Consider the following 13405-nt stretch of genomic DNA (forward strand, 5'->3'; position numbering starts at 1 on the left):
CATTTCAAGCGAGGAAAAATGGCCGACCATTCTCTGATGGATATGTCGTGGGATGACTTTGACGAGCACCGCGATCCGCGCCCGGACAACAACGAATTCGATGCGATTGTTGACCGCGCAATCTCGCGCCGCGGTTTTCTCGGCGGTGCGCTGGCGTTCGGATCGGGCGCTGCGGTTTTCGGAACGGGACTGCTGTCCTCCACCTCGGCCGCCCGTGCTGAAGGCACAGGGTTCGACTTCACGCCGATCGACACAGCGACAGACTTCGACATCCACGTCCCCGAAGGCTTCCAGTGGAAGCCGCTCGTGCGCTGGGGCGACGCCCTTTGGTCCGAAGCCGAGGGCGCGTTCTCTGCGGACACAGGCGTATCCGTTGACATGTCCAGCAAGGTCTTCGGCGAGAACACCGACGGCATGGAACTGTTCGATGTCGATGGCAAGCAGGTCATCGCGGTGAACTCCGAATACGTGAACCCCAAGATCAACCTGCCCGCCGACAGAGAAGGCACGCCGAAAAACGCAGACGAAGTGCGCATGCTGCAAAACTTTCAGGGTGTCACCGTCATGGAAGTGGCAGGCTCAGGCGCAAGCTTTGAGGTGGTCAAGGACAGCCCGCTGAACCGCCGCATTGACCACAATACCCAAATGACGATGGACGGGCCGGTTGCCGGGACCGATTTCGTCAAGACAAACACCGATCCGGAAGGCATGTCGCCTAAGGGCACCCTGAACAACTGCGGCTCGGGCCGGACGCTTTGGGGCACCTATCTGACCTGCGAGGAGAACTTCAACGGCTACTTTGGCACCACCGAAGTTGCGCAGGATCAGAAGCCTGTCGAACTGCCCGAAGGGTTCTCGCGCTACGGCATCGGCGGCAAAGGCCGCTACGCCTATGAGGTCTTCGACGAACGGTTTGACATCTCCAAGGAACCGAACGAGCCGCACCGCCACGGCTGGATCGTCGAGATCGACCCAGCCAATCCGGACAGCACGCCGGTCAAACACACCGCGCTTGGCCGCTTCAAACATGAAAACGCCGCCATGACCCAGACCGCCGACGGCCGGATCGTGGTTTACATGGGGGACGATGAACGCGGCGAGTTCATGTATAAATACGTCTCCAACGGCACCTGGGCCGAAGGTCAGTCAACCGATGGCCTGCTGTCCGATGGCACACTCTACGTGGCGAAGTTCAACGACGACATGACCGGTGAATGGCTTGCCCTGACGCCGGAAACCACCGGAATGGAAATCGCCGATCTGCTGGTGCATGCCCGCATGGCGGGCTCCAAGGTCGGCGCGACCACCATGGACCGCCCGGAATGGATCGCCGTGAACCCGGTCAAGGTCGAGGCCTACTGCGCCCTGACCAACAACAAGAACCGCGGCGTGAAGCCGAACGCCGGTGGCGATGAAACCCCGGTTGGCGGCCCGAACCCGCGTGAGACCAACCACTACGGTCAGATCGTGCGCTGGCGTCCCGAACGCGAAGACCACGGCGCAGCCGCCTTTACCTGGGATCTCTACGTCATGGCCGGCAACCCGACGGTCTATGACAATGCCTATGCCGGTTCGGACAACGTGACGCCCGGCAACATGTTCAACTCGCCGGACGGGATGATCTTTGACAGCAAAGGCATGCTGTGGATCCAGACGGACGGCAACTACAAGAACGAAGGCGACTTCGAAGGTCAGGGCAACAACCAGATGCTGGTCGGCAACACCGAAACCGGCGAGATCGCCCGCTTCATGACCGGGCCTTACGGCTGCGAGATCACCGGCATGTGCTGGTCCCTGGACAAGAAAACCGCCTTTGTCGGCATCCAGCACCCGGGCGGGTCCTGGCCGGATGGAGCAGGCAAACCGCGCTCTTCCGTCATCGCTGTCTGGCGTGAGGACGGCGCTGCCTTCGGCTGAGCCAGCCCTTTCGAAGCAAAGAGAAACGGCGCTTTCGGGCGCCGTTTTTTGGTCTGCGCGCCAAACCCGAATACAGGCGGCCCAAAAGAAAACAGGCGCCCCGAATGGGACGCCTGCCGTAAATTCAGCCCGAAGGCCGGAATTACTTGAGCTCGACTTCTGCGCCGGCTTCTTCGAGCTTTTTCTTGAGCTCTTCGGCTTCGTCCTTGGACACGCCTTCTTTGACGGCTTTGCCGCCTGCTTCAACCAGCTCTTTGGCTTCTTTGAGGCCAAGACCGGTGATGCCGCGGACTTCCTTGATCACGTTGATCTTCTTGTCGCCTGCCGACTTCAGGATGACGTCGAATTCGGACTTTTCTTCCGCTGCGTCGCCACCGGCGTCGCCAGCCGGACCCGCCATCATGACAGCGCCGCCTGCTGCGGGCTCGATGCCGTACTCGTCCTTGAGGATGGTTTTCAGTTCTTGTGCTTCCAGCAGGGTCAGACCCACGATGCTTTCAGCAAGTGCTTTCAGATCAGCCATTTTAAGACTCTTTCCGTTTTCCTAAATGTGTTCCAACGCGTGGGCTCATGCCCTGCGAAGATCCTTTCAGCTGCCTTACGCCGCTTTTTCCTCGATGGTGGAGAGGATGGAAGCGATGTTGGAAGCAGGTGCGCCAATTGCGCCGGCGATGTTCGATGCGGGTGCGCCGATGCAGCCGACGATGGAAGCAATAAGCTCCTCGCGCGACGGCATTTTCGACACGGCTTCGACACCGGCCCGGTCCAGAGCCGTTCCGCCCATGTTCCCGCCGAGGATCTCAAACTTTTTGTTATCCTTGGCGAAATCCTCGACCACCTTGGCAGCTGCCACGGGGTCTTCGGAATAGGTCAGTACGGTCATGCCATCGAGCAGCGACGCAATGCTTTCGCAGGGCGTACCGTCGAGGGCAATTTTGGCGAGCCTGTTCTTGGCGACGCGAACCGACGCTTCTGCGCCACGGGCGCGTGCGCGAAGATCCTGCATCTCGGCAACTGTGAGACCTTCGTAGCGGCTAACCACCACGACGCCAGAGCTTTCGAAGATCTGGCCGAGTTCCTCGACCAATTTCTCTTTCTGGGCTCTATCCACAGTTTCACTCCAAATTGTGGAGGGCGGACCCTCCGGCTCATTCCAGCTGGCCAGAGGCCAACCAAGAAGTCCGAGGGGCGTCGCATCACTTGAGCCCGGAGCACATGTAGCACCCGGAGAGATGTCTCTTCCCGTCTCAGGCAGGAATTACAGGCATACGCCAACCCACCGTCTCGGACGAAATACAAGAGCCGCACGAATCGCGCGGCCCTTGCGTGAGGGTTCTTTAACAGGTTTGCAGGCAATGCCAAGAGGGTTTGTCGACCCTCACCGGGCCGCGAGTCTTTCGCGCAGCGCATTGGAGAACGCCAGAGCGCCCGAGACATCGCCAAGGGCCATGATGTCCGGCGTTACATGCGCCCGCGCTTCTACTTCGGCAAAGCTCTTGTCGGTCGGGATCATCCCAAGCTCGTAAAGGAAATCATCCGAAAACCCGGTCAGCACCCAGGACTTGTCAATTGGCACAGACCCCGGCGCCAGATCATTTACGACCCCCGCGAGCACGTTGGTGCAATTGGCAAAGAGCGTGTTGTACCACTGTGGTTCCGCCTGCACCTCGGCGGTCTTGGCGAGGATCCCGCGCAGCACCGCCTTTTGTTGATCAAGCGGAATGGTCAGAGGGTAGCGATACAGCTGATCCCCGGCCCAGAAGGCGGAATTGAAGTACATGTCCCGCTCGGTTGCCCAGACCACCATATACTCAAAGATCGGCAGCACAGCCGCCTTGGGCGCGCTATAAACCTCGCCGTCTTCCCGCCGCGCCTCGACCGACGCGATATACCCGCTGCCATCCTCGAAGGTGAAAGCCATCATCGTGTGGGCAATCGCCGGATTGACGGCGAAAGGCTCAACAAGGAACCACGCCTGCACAAGGGATTCGGGGTCAATCTCGGCTGTGATCCACGCTTCGGTGTTCACACTGCCATCGCGCGCGTAGTCCCAGTCGCGAATGTTGGTGATGGCATAGGCCTCACCCTGCTCCGCCACCTTTGGCAACCGGCTGAAATCAGCCCGCCACGGGCGGTCATGTGATGGTGACGAAAGTTGCCAGTTGGCCCAAAGACCGAAGACAGACAGGCCCACAACAACGACTACAAAAAGAACAAAGCGCTTCATGACCCATTAGGTAAGCGCAACCCGCCCCGGCCGCAAACATCGAAGCACGGTTCAAACGAAAAAGGGCGGACCCAGCGGCCCGCCCCTTCTATTCTTCCGATCCGAAAAAGATCAGTTGCCGGTGGCGTTGGTCACGTCAACGGTCACGCCCGGGCCCATGGTGGAGCTGAGCGAGATCTTTTCCATGTAGGTGCCTTTGGCGCCGGTCGGCTTCGCAGAGCTTACAGCGCCAACAAAGGCACGGATGTTCTCAACCAGCTTCGCTTCGTCGAAGGAGGCTTTGCCAACGCCGGCATGGACGACACCGCCCTTTTCGGCCTTGAACTGAACCTGACCGCCTTTGGCGTCCTTGACAGCCTGCGCGACGTCCATGGTCACGGTGCCAACTTTCGGGTTCGGCATCAGGTTGCGCGGACCGAGCACTTTACCCAGACGGCCAACAATCGGCATCATGTCCGGGGTTGCGATGCAACGGTCAAACTCGATGGTGCCGCCCTGAACGATTTCCATCAGGTCTTCTGCGCCAACGATGTCTGCACCAGCGGCCTGGGCTTCTTCTGCCTTCGGGCCGCGGGCGAACACGGCCACGCGCACGGTCTTGCCAGTGCCGTTCGGCAGGCCAACAACGCCGCGGACCATCTGGTCTGCGTGACGCGGGTCAACACCGAGGTTCATCGCGATTTCGACGGTTTCGTCGAACTTCGTAGTGGCGTTTGCCTTGATCAGGGAAACGGCTTCCTCGACGGAGACCTCTTCCTTGCCTGCAAAGGCTTCACGGGCGGCGCGGGTACGTTTTCCAAGCTTTGCCATGATTACTTCACCTCGATGCCCATCGAGTTGGCGGAGCCAACGATGATCTTCATTGCCGCTTCAACGTCGTTTGCCGAGAGATCTTTCATCTTGGCTTCGGCGATTTCGCGAACCTGCTTGACGGTCACGGTTGCGACGGTCTCACGGCCGGGGTTCTCTGCACCACGCGGACGGTTCCGCTTGCCAACCGGCTTCAGGCCAGCGGCTTTTTTCAGGTAGTAAGACGCGGGCGGCGTCTTGATGTCCATGGTGAAGGACTTGTCCTGATAGTAGGTGATCACGGTCGGGCACGGCGCGCCGGGCTCCATTTCCTGCGTCTTGGCGTTGAACGCCTTGCAGAATTCCATGATGTTGATGCCGCGCTGACCCAGCGCCGGACCGACCGGCGGGGAGGGGTTGGCTTTGCCTGCAGGAATCTGCAGCTTCATCGTGCCGGCGAGCTTCTTGGCCATCGGCTTTCTCCTTTACAACACCCTCGCACACGCGTGGCTCGGGCAGGTTATGTTGCGTGGTCTGGTCCGGGTTTCGCGAAACCCTCGCCTCCCACGAAAATGACAGTCCAGCGACTCATCGCGGACCATCGAGACCTGCGCTTTACATTGGCTTTGGGATTTGCGCAATAGCGGTGCGAAGCGTGACCTCGCGAAGTTACAAATTGCCAAAACGAAAAAGGCCCGAAGCGACACGCTCGAGCCTTTTCGATCCAATTTCGGACTTGGTTACTGCTTCGTAACCTGCGTGTAGTCCAGTTCCACCGGGGTTTCGCGGCCAAAGATAGACACAGACACAGACAGGCGCTGGTTGTCGTCGTCCACGCCTTCGACCATGCCGTCGAAACCTTCGAACGGGCCGTCGTTGACCTTGACCTTCTCCCCAACCTCGAAACGGATTTCCAGGCGCGGCGCTTCTTCGCCTTCCTGAACACGGCCAAGGATCGTCTCGACCTCGGCATCGCGCATCGGCATCGGACGGCCCTGCGGGCCAAGGAAGCCGGTGACGCGGTTGATCGAGTTCACGAGGTGATAGCCCTGATCGGACATTTCCATGTGCACCAGAACGTACCCCGGCATGAAGCGGCGCTCGGTGGTGACTTTCTTGCCGCGGCGGACCTCGATCACTTCTTCGGTCGGGACCAGCACTTCGTCGATCTGATCCTCAAGGCCCTGCTCTTCAACGGACGTGCGGATCTGTTCGGCGATCTTCTTTTCGAAGTTCGACAGAACACTGACCGAATACCAACGCTTTGCCATCTGGCTCACCCTTGCTTCCTGGCCAGTCCTGACCGGCCTTTTCGTCAACCCTTACCAAAAATGGCTCGGGGATAAAAAAGTGGCGTGCAACTCGAATCGATGCACGCCCTTCAAACTCTAGCCTGTCCGTACCGCCATGCCCGCCCGATTTCAAGGGGCGGCGGCAGGCAGATTATCCAAAGAACGTCAGAACGCCCTGCAACCCTGCGCGGATCAGAATATCCACCAAGGCAAAGAAAACAGCCGTCAGCGCCGCCATGATGAAGACCATGATGGTCGTCAGGACAACTTCACGGCGTGTCGGCCAAACAACCTTGGCAACCTCGCCGCGGACTTCCTGAATGAACTTGAGCGGATTAACGGTGCGGGCCATGTCGAGAGGCTGCCTTTGTTCAGTGTCGCGATGCTCGGCGTATCTACGCGCGCGCTTGGCAAATTACAACCCTGCCAGCGCGCCTTCCGGGCAGCTGTGATTTTGTCGAAACGGTGGAAGTGGCAGGGGCAGCAGGGTTCGAACCCGCGACCTACGGTTTTGGAGACCGTCGCTCTACCAGCTGAGCTATACCCCTAAGGCCGGGTGTCCGTTTACGAAAGGCGCTTGCCCTTTGCAAGCGGGAAATGGGCAAGACCCGGATGGATTTTGCCCTTTCCTTGTACTCCCGGTGATAAAGGTCCCGTCACGCCGCGTTGCGCTGTCCCGGCTCTGCTGATTGCGCGACGATGCCCTTATCAAAGAGTCGCGCGATTTCGCCGCCGTCCAACCCGGCCACCTCGGCCAGAATCTCTTCTGAATGCTGCCCAAGCATCGGCGCTGCCACCGGCGATTGCCGATCAAACGCAGAGAAGTTCATGGGAGAGCCCGGAACCGGGTACGATCCAACACCCGGATGATGCATCATTTCGAACATCGGATTGTCCGGCCCCAGATCGGAATCATCGCGCAGCGCCTCGGGCATGGTTCGGAAAGGCGACCATGTCAGACCAAAGCTGTCACAAACCTGCGCCACCTCCGCCATGGGCCGCGCGGCAAACCAGTCATTCAGAATACCCGTGATCCGATCTCGCAGCGCCCAGCGATTACCCTCTGCACGCAGGGAAAGCCCGGCTTCCGCCTCCAAGGCGGCCATCGCCTCTCCTGTCTCCGTCGCTTTGACAATGCCGGACCATTGGCGATCCGTCAGACCGATAATCATCACCCACTGGCCATCCGCGCAGACAAAGTCCTGCCCATAGGCCCCAAAAAGCGCATTTCCGGCCTTCGGGCGCGATTGTCCGGTCAGCTGCGCCTCGGCAATCATGCCAAGATGCCCAATGGTCGCCGCCGCTGCGTCCTTGAGAGAGAACTCCACGTCCTGCCCCTGCCCAGTCCGCAGCCTGTACCTCTCCGCCGCCAGAAGCGCCGAGACGACCATATTGCCCGCTGCGATATCCCAAGCGGGCAAAGCATGCGCGACAGGATCCCCATCCACCGGGCCAGTCATATGCGGAATGCCCAAGGCCGGGTTTACCGTATAATCCACCTGGGGCCGGCCATGACGATCACCCGTGAGAGCCACCATGATCAGATCCTCGCGGTGGCGAGACAGCGTGTCGTAGTCCATCCAGCCCCGCACCCGCAGGTTGGTCAGGAAAAGCCCGGCATCATCCCCCGGCGCGGTGACAATCCGCGTCACCAATTCGCGCCCCTCGGGAGACTTCATATCGACGGCGATAGACTTCTTGCCCTTGTTGAGCCCTTGCCAGAACAGGCTTTGCCCATCCGGCGCGACCGGCCAGCGCTTCGCATCCAAACCGCCCCCGATCCGATCAAAGCGGATCACCTCCGCCCCCATTTGGGCCAATGTCATCCCCGCAAGCGGCACCGCAACAAAGGCCGACCCCTCGACCACGCGCATTCCGGACAGGATACTCACAGCGTTTCCTCCCAAATGGCAGTTGCCTGCATGCCCTGATGCCCGTCCTGCCCGGTGCACAGGGAAAGAACGCCGTCCTCTTCCGTCGCCATCACGTCAACGGAACCGGCAAACACAGGATGCACGCCGCGATAGTGGAAATCTTTCGGCACCCGCCCCTTGTGTGCGACAGCCGCCGCCATCAGCAAGGTGGCCTGCAAGGGACCGTGGACCACCAGCCCCGGATAATGCTCGACCGATTGCGCGTAAGCTTGGTCGTAATGAATTCGGTGACTGTTGAAGGTCAACGCGGAATAGCGAAACAACAGGACTTCGGAGGCCTCTACCTTGTCCGTGAGAACCGGTGCTTCGGGCAGGGCTTTTGTCTTCGGCGGCTGATAGCGGTCCGGCATAGGCAGGTAGACAATGTCCTGCTGCTCGGAAATCGCCAGCCCGGTTTCCCCACTGATCCGATGATCCACGGTGACAAACACCATCTTGCCTGCCGCCCCGTCTTTCTCGACGACCTCACGAATGACAGATTGCCGGGTGATCGTCTCGCCCACATGCAGCGGCGCATGGAATTGCAAAGATCCGCCCGCCCACATTCGACGAGAGGCAGGCATCGGCGGAAGAAACCCACCAGGTCTTGGATGCCCGTCCAAGCCAAGCTCTTCCATCGGCGCGACCGGCGGGAACGCCGCCCAGTGCCACAACGCGGGAAGACAATCGCCGTGCTGCGGTTCCGCCTCTCCAGCCCGGCCAAGCGTGGCATGCATCATTGCAGCTTGCCGCGCGTCAAGGCCACCGTGCTCAACCGCACGGCGCCCAGTCCAGGCGATGAGATTGATCTGATCCATGCTTTCCTCCCTCTTTCCCCAATTGAAAGCGGCAGGAATTACAAAAAATCAAATGTTTTTATATACTTATCAGGATGCAACAGTATACCGATCCGGTATGCGACCGCGTGCGGTTTCATTTAATCCTTGAGTGATCCGAACTTGCTGCATGCTGCACACGCAGAAGCTGCGTTGCAGAAAGGCAGATTGCCATTTTGTCGCAGCCCCACCTTGCGCAGCCTTTCTCAGGGCAAACCCCGCTCACTTGCCCTTGGTTCGAACGCTTCGGACCCTTCGATTATCGCTGGATTCGATGAAGTCCCGGTCACGGCAGCGGGAGAGTCCTGAAACAACTCACAAAAAATCCCAAACAAATAGATGTGAGAGCCGATTTCGCACAGCAGCACTTCGCCGCCGCGTGACAGGCTGCGAGCGGACTTCCTCCATCCAGGCACCTGTTTTTATTGCCCTGCACCTTTCATGTTCACTGACGCACAGAACCCGGGTTTCGGCTTAACACTTCAAGCCCACAAATCCGTGAGCATGTTGATATTACTTCGTGATTTCAAAACGCACAGAACGCTTCCTTACTTGATTTCAGTCAGGCGACGGTCCTGACGCAAACCAAAGCAAAACGGGCCTCGCCCCACACATACAAAGGAAACACACAATGAAACGCATCATCGCATCCGCTCTCGTCGCAACCGCAGCTTTCGCTGGCGCAGCCTCCGCAATGACCGAAGGCCCCTCCGTGTCAGAGCTGCACACCATCCAGAACTACGCGCCGACCGCTGACCTCTCGGGCCTGACCGCAGCTGACGCCGACCACCTCGTTGCGATCATCCAGTCGAGCGACAACGAAGGCGAAAAACGCTTCAACGTCCGCACGTTCCTGAAGTGATCGTCGAACAACCAAACCTCAACCAAACTCAAAGGAAAACCATCATGAAACGCATCATCGCATCCGCCCTTATCGCAACCGCTGGCTTCGCTGGCGCGGCGTCCGCCATGACTCAAAGCCCGACGGCCAACGAACTGCACACCATTCAGAACTACGCCCCCGGCGCGGATCTCTCCGGCTTGTCCGCAGTCAAAGCCGATCAGCTGGTCGCAATTATCCAGTCGAGCGACAGCGAAGGCGAAAAGCGCTTCAAGGTCCGCTCGTTCCTGAAGTGATCACCGAAATCTCGAACCCAAGCAAACTCAAAAGGAAACACACAATGAAACGCATCATCGCATCCGCTCTCGTCGCAACCGCAGCCTTCGCTGGCGCAGCCTCCGCAATGACCGAAGGCCCCTCCGTATCCGAGCTGCACACCATCCAGAACTACGCGCCGACCGCTGACCTCTCTGGTCTGACCGCAGCCGACGCCGACCACCTCGTTGCGATCATCCAGTCGAGCGACAACGAAGGCGAAAAACGCTTCAACGTCCGCACGTTCCTGAAGTGATCTTGCAACTCGAACACCACGTGTCGCTCTCCCCGGCGCGTGGTGTTCCAACCTGCAAAAACGCCGCAGCCATAATTTCGCGCAGGCAATTGACGCCAACCAGAACCAGGCATACCGTCCGCAAAAACAATGGTATTTTGCGCAACGAAACAAACACTTCTCAGTATAATTCTGCTTCTACCGATGAGCGCCCAGGCTGGCGACACACATCCCTCCCCGCCGTCTGCGGAGATCCTTCATCAGATACAGACGTACGCCCCCCAAGCTGATCTGTCTTCGCTCGAACGCAAGCAATCCCACATTCTCATGGCGATCATCCAGTCTGACCGCTCATCGGGATTGAAACGAAACCTCGTTCGGAGCTTGCTCCGGAAAGACGGGATCGAGCTGTACTGACTAAACCAAGCGGCCTTTCACACTCCTGATGACAGTCCGCCAAACAAGAAAAGGGCGCCTCCTTTCGGAGACGCCCTTCTTTTTCTTCAACCGAGTGGCTCTCGACAGAGTTTCTTACAGAAACTCGTCTGCCGCCACCGGACAGCGTTTTTAGAAAAACGCGTCCAGATTACTCGATGATTTTCGCAACAACGCCGGAACCCACGGTGCGGCCGCCTTCGCGGATCGCGAAGCGGAGGCCGTCTTCCATGGCGATCGGAGCGATCAGCTCAACGCCGAACTTCAGGTTGTCGCCCGGCATAACCATTTCGGTGCCCTCGGGCAGCTGAACCGTGCCGGTCACGTCCGTCGTGCGGAAGTAGAACTGCGGACGGTAGTTCGCGAAGAACGGCGTGTGACGGCCACCTTCTTCCTTGGTCAGGATGTAGACCTCGGCTTCGAACTTGGTATGCGGGTTCACGGAGCCCGGCTTGCAGAGAACCTGACCACGCTCAACGCCGTCACGGTCAACGCCGCGCAGCAGCGCGCCGATGTTGTCGCCTGCTTCACCGCGGTCGAGCAGCTTGCGGAACATTTCAACGCCGGTGCAGGTGGTTTTCGAGGTGTCGCGGATACCCACGATCTCGATCTCGTCACCCACGTTGATCACGCCACGCTCAACACGGCCGGTCACAACGGTACCGCGGCCGGAGATCGAGAACACGTCTTCGATCGGCATCAGGAACGGCTGGTCAACAGCGCGCTCGGGCTGCGGGATGTACTCATCCACAGCTGCCATCAGTTCCTTGATCTTGTCTTCGCCGATCGCGTTGTCACGGCCTTCCATGGCTGCCAGAGCGGAGCCTGCAACGATCGGAATATCGTCGCCCGGGAAGTCGTACTCGGACAGCAGTTCGCGTACTTCCATTTCGACGAGCTCGAGCAGCTCTTCGTCGTCGACCTGGTCAACTTTGTTCAGGAACACGACCATGGCGGGGATACCCACCTGGCGGCCGAGCAGGATGTGCTCACGGGTCTGCGGCATCGGGCCGTCAGCGGCGTTCACAACGAGGATCGCGCCGTCCATCTGCGCGGCACCGGTGATCATGTTCTTCACATAGTCAGCGTGGCCGGGGCAGTCGACGTGTGCGTAGTGACGTGCTTCGGTTTCGTACTCGACGTGTGCGGTCGAGATGGTGATGCCACGGGCTTTCTCTTCCGGTGCGCCGTCGATCTGATCGTAGGCTTTGAAGTCACCGAAGTACTTCGTGATCGCCGCCGTCAGCGTCGTCTTGCCGTGGTCAACGTGACCAATCGTGCCGATGTTGCAGTGCGGCTTGCCGCGTTCAAACTTTTCCTTTGCCATCTCTTCAGACGCCTCACGGTTTTGGGGCCGCACTTCGGCCCGGGGTTTCATCGCGCGCCATTTATTGGGTTGCGCGCGGAAAATCAAGTATCAGTTGTCCACCACTTTCAAAGGTTCCTTGCCGAGCAGCCGCTTGCGCACAGCCTTGGCAAACCCGGAAACCGTAAAGGCATAATCATCCTCGGCTTTCGGGGTCATCATCGCACCCATCAACCCGCCAAGACGCAGCTGCTCCGAGACGGTCACAATCTCGGTAGGCGCCAGAACAATCGCGCCTTTGCCGTCCCGCGCGGACACCGTCGCCTTGATCGTGCTGTTGCCACCCAGCAGCGCGGCTTGGCCCGGGGAGACAAGGGAAACCTTGGTAACGAGAACGGAAACATCCGTGTTTCCAGAAGCTTGCGGCTGGAGTTGTAGCGCAAGGCCTGCGTCCAGATCCGCCTTCAACCGCTCCTGAGACACCGTGATGGAGCGCCCCTTGATTCCCTCGTACCCGCTGACATCAACCGAGATGTTGCGAACGATGATCTGGTCCTGGACGGATTCTTCGACAAGCGGAGCGGCACAGCCGGACAGAACAAGAGCAACAGCGCCTACAAGCGCGGCACGACGGGACAAAGGCATGCGAAATTTCCTTCACGATTTGGTAATTTCGCCACCGTTATGGGAGACGCCGATAAGCGTCAACCCGCTGCTGCGTCTGCCGCGTCGGAAACCTCGGCTTCGGGCACAGGCTCGGGCAATCCACCAAACCACCCCTTGGCCTCCTGCTCTTCGCGCATCCAGCGTTCAATCAGGAGTGCCGCCTCTTGGGCAAGCCCCCGCATCTGGGCGGCCCTGTCCTTCGACAAGCGCGATTCGAACACCTTGATGACATGGATCGTCTTGGGTTTGGCGTTCATCTTGGACTGGGTTGCGTCGTTCCAGAGCGTCACGTTCAACGCCAGGGCGGATTTGCCCGGCACAATCGGCGGCGGCAAAGAATAGGCCTCGACGCTCACGCCGATGTGGTAGAACTGATCGCCTTTGTACCGGCCAAAACGCTCTTCCAGAGCATCATCGACCACCTTGATCCACTCTTCTTCAGTCGCGTCCCGGGAAACCAACAACTGCTGCAGGTTGGGCGCGACCACTTCCGCATGGCCCAGCTTGAAGTCCCCCAGATCAACAACCGGTTTGGACAGGTCGGCCGGTGTCTCGGAGCAGGCGGCAAGGCCTGCGAGCAACAACGTGGCGGCAATCAATCGGATCATTCCATCCCCCCAGAGTTTGGCTTCG

The 13405-nt window shown here is 59.3% G+C and carries 16 protein-coding genes and 1 tRNA gene; 4 read left to right on the forward strand and 13 right to left on the reverse strand.

Annotated elements, in window-relative coordinates; all coding sequences use genetic code 11:
* Positions 1 to 18: 18 nt before the first annotated feature.
* Positions 19 to 1917: a PhoX family protein gene (locus E4662_RS03435; protein ID WP_136439851.1), complete on the forward strand. Its 1899-nt coding sequence runs from the start codon at positions 19 to 21 to the stop codon at positions 1915 to 1917.
* Between the two features lie 142 nt (positions 1918 to 2059).
* Here the strand turns inward: E4662_RS03435 and rplL are convergent, their stop codons facing one another.
* The 10 genes from rplL to E4662_RS03485 form a co-directional block, all read right to left on the reverse strand.
* Positions 2060 to 2440: a 50S ribosomal protein L7/L12 gene (gene rplL / locus E4662_RS03440; RefSeq protein WP_136439852.1), complete on the reverse strand. Its 381-nt coding sequence runs from the start codon at positions 2438 to 2440 to the stop codon at positions 2060 to 2062.
* Between the two features lie 75 nt (positions 2441 to 2515).
* Positions 2516 to 3028: a 50S ribosomal protein L10 gene (rplJ, locus tag E4662_RS03445; protein WP_136439853.1), complete on the reverse strand. Its 513-nt coding sequence runs from the start codon at positions 3026 to 3028 to the stop codon at positions 2516 to 2518.
* 267 nt (positions 3029 to 3295) lie between these two features.
* The gene (locus E4662_RS03450) at positions 3296 to 4144 is read right to left on the reverse strand and encodes a lipoprotein N-acyltransferase Lnb domain-containing protein (RefSeq protein WP_136439854.1); all 849 of its coding nucleotides are present in this window, start codon (positions 4142 to 4144) and stop codon (positions 3296 to 3298) included.
* Between the two features lie 111 nt (positions 4145 to 4255).
* Positions 4256 to 4954, reverse strand: coding sequence for a 50S ribosomal protein L1 (rplA, locus tag E4662_RS03455; protein ID WP_136439855.1), 699 nt, complete (start codon positions 4952 to 4954; stop codon positions 4256 to 4258).
* 2 nt (positions 4955 to 4956) lie between these two features.
* Complete coding sequence (gene rplK, locus E4662_RS03460) at positions 4957 to 5406, reverse strand: 50S ribosomal protein L11 (protein ID WP_136439856.1); 450 nt, start codon at positions 5404 to 5406, stop codon at positions 4957 to 4959.
* Positions 5407 to 5673: 267 nt separating this feature from the next.
* On the reverse strand, positions 5674 to 6204 hold the full coding sequence (gene nusG / locus E4662_RS03465) for a transcription termination/antitermination protein NusG (RefSeq protein WP_136440239.1): 531 nt from the start codon (positions 6202 to 6204) through the stop codon (positions 5674 to 5676).
* 172 nt (positions 6205 to 6376) lie between these two features.
* Complete coding sequence (secE, locus tag E4662_RS03470) at positions 6377 to 6577, reverse strand: preprotein translocase subunit SecE (RefSeq protein WP_136439857.1); 201 nt, start codon at positions 6575 to 6577, stop codon at positions 6377 to 6379.
* A gap of 120 nt (positions 6578 to 6697) precedes the next feature.
* Positions 6698 to 6773 (reverse strand) — tRNA-Trp (locus E4662_RS03475).
* Positions 6774 to 6881: 108 nt separating this feature from the next.
* Positions 6882 to 8099 carry a CoA transferase gene (locus E4662_RS03480; protein WP_136440241.1) on the reverse strand — a complete coding sequence of 406 codons (1218 nt, stop codon included), beginning with the start codon at positions 8097 to 8099 and terminating at the stop codon, positions 6882 to 6884.
* A gap of 14 nt (positions 8100 to 8113) precedes the next feature.
* Positions 8114 to 8956, reverse strand: a complete 843-nt coding sequence (locus tag E4662_RS03485) for an HTD2 family dehydratase (RefSeq protein ID WP_240705105.1) — start codon at positions 8954 to 8956, stop codon at positions 8114 to 8116.
* Between the two features lie 649 nt (positions 8957 to 9605).
* On the opposite strand from E4662_RS03485, the gene E4662_RS03490 reads away from it, so the two are divergent.
* The 3 genes from E4662_RS03490 to E4662_RS03500 are packed head-to-tail and all read left to right on the forward strand — an operon-like array spanning position 9606 to position 10386.
* On the forward strand, positions 9606 to 9836 hold the full coding sequence (locus E4662_RS03490) for a hypothetical protein (RefSeq protein WP_136439858.1): 231 nt from the start codon (positions 9606 to 9608) through the stop codon (positions 9834 to 9836).
* Between the two features lie 44 nt (positions 9837 to 9880).
* Entirely contained in the window at positions 9881 to 10111 is a 231-nt protein-coding gene (locus E4662_RS03495) for a hypothetical protein (protein WP_136439859.1), read from the forward strand.
* A gap of 44 nt (positions 10112 to 10155) precedes the next feature.
* On the forward strand, positions 10156 to 10386 hold the full coding sequence (locus E4662_RS03500; RefSeq protein WP_136439858.1) for a hypothetical protein: 231 nt from the start codon (positions 10156 to 10158) through the stop codon (positions 10384 to 10386).
* 565 nt (positions 10387 to 10951) lie between these two features.
* Here the strand turns inward: E4662_RS03500 and tuf are convergent.
* From tuf to E4662_RS03515, 3 genes are all read right to left on the reverse strand, one after another.
* A complete protein-coding gene (tuf, locus tag E4662_RS03505) occupies positions 10952 to 12127 on the reverse strand; it encodes an elongation factor Tu (RefSeq protein WP_136439844.1) in 1176 nt (391 codons plus the stop codon).
* 90 nt (positions 12128 to 12217) lie between these two features.
* A complete protein-coding gene (locus E4662_RS03510; protein WP_136439860.1) occupies positions 12218 to 12751 on the reverse strand; it encodes a hypothetical protein in 534 nt (177 codons plus the stop codon).
* Between the two features lie 59 nt (positions 12752 to 12810).
* Entirely contained in the window at positions 12811 to 13380 is a 570-nt protein-coding gene (locus E4662_RS03515) for a hypothetical protein (RefSeq protein ID WP_136439861.1), read from the reverse strand.
* Positions 13381 to 13405 lie beyond the last annotated feature (25 nt).

Origin of the sequence: Pacificoceanicola onchidii (genome assembly GCF_004804335.1) — a bacterium.
Classification (GTDB): domain Bacteria; phylum Pseudomonadota; class Alphaproteobacteria; order Rhodobacterales; family Rhodobacteraceae; genus Pacificoceanicola; species Pacificoceanicola onchidii.

Bases quoted from the DNA above. Each gene is read 5' to 3' on its own strand.
- rplK (WP_136439856.1), bottom strand. From the start codon at position 5,406: ATGGCCAAGAAGCTCGCCGGCACGATGAAGCTGCAGATTCCTGCAGGC.
- tuf (WP_136439844.1), bottom strand. From the start codon at position 12,127: ATGGCAAAGGAAAAGTTTGAACGCGGCAAGCCGCACTGCAACATCGGC.
- E4662_RS03480 (WP_136440241.1), bottom strand. From the start codon at position 8,099: ATGCGCGTGGTCGAGGGGTCGGCCTTTGTTGCGGTGCCGCTTGCGGGG.
- rplL (WP_136439852.1), bottom strand. From the start codon at position 2,440: ATGGCTGATCTGAAAGCACTTGCTGAAAGCATCGTGGGTCTGACCCTG.
- E4662_RS03515 (WP_136439861.1), bottom strand. From the start codon at position 13,380: ATGATCCGATTGATTGCCGCCACGTTGTTGCTCGCAGGCCTTGCCGCC.
- E4662_RS03435 (WP_136439851.1), top strand. From the start codon at position 19: ATGGCCGACCATTCTCTGATGGATATGTCGTGGGATGACTTTGACGAG.
- E4662_RS03450 (WP_136439854.1), bottom strand. From the start codon at position 4,144: ATGAAGCGCTTTGTTCTTTTTGTAGTCGTTGTTGTGGGCCTGTCTGTC.
- nusG (WP_136440239.1), bottom strand. From the start codon at position 6,204: ATGGCAAAGCGTTGGTATTCGGTCAGTGTTCTGTCGAACTTCGAAAAG.
- E4662_RS03500 (WP_136439858.1), top strand. From the start codon at position 10,156: ATGAAACGCATCATCGCATCCGCTCTCGTCGCAACCGCAGCCTTCGCT.
- secE (WP_136439857.1), bottom strand. From the start codon at position 6,577: ATGGCCCGCACCGTTAATCCGCTCAAGTTCATTCAGGAAGTCCGCGGC.
- E4662_RS03495 (WP_136439859.1), top strand. From the start codon at position 9,881: ATGAAACGCATCATCGCATCCGCCCTTATCGCAACCGCTGGCTTCGCT.
- E4662_RS03490 (WP_136439858.1), top strand. From the start codon at position 9,606: ATGAAACGCATCATCGCATCCGCTCTCGTCGCAACCGCAGCTTTCGCT.
- E4662_RS03510 (WP_136439860.1), bottom strand. From the start codon at position 12,751: ATGCCTTTGTCCCGTCGTGCCGCGCTTGTAGGCGCTGTTGCTCTTGTT.
- E4662_RS03485 (WP_240705105.1), bottom strand. From the start codon at position 8,956: ATGGATCAGATCAATCTCATCGCCTGGACTGGGCGCCGTGCGGTTGAG.
- rplA (WP_136439855.1), bottom strand. From the start codon at position 4,954: ATGGCAAAGCTTGGAAAACGTACCCGCGCCGCCCGTGAAGCCTTTGCA.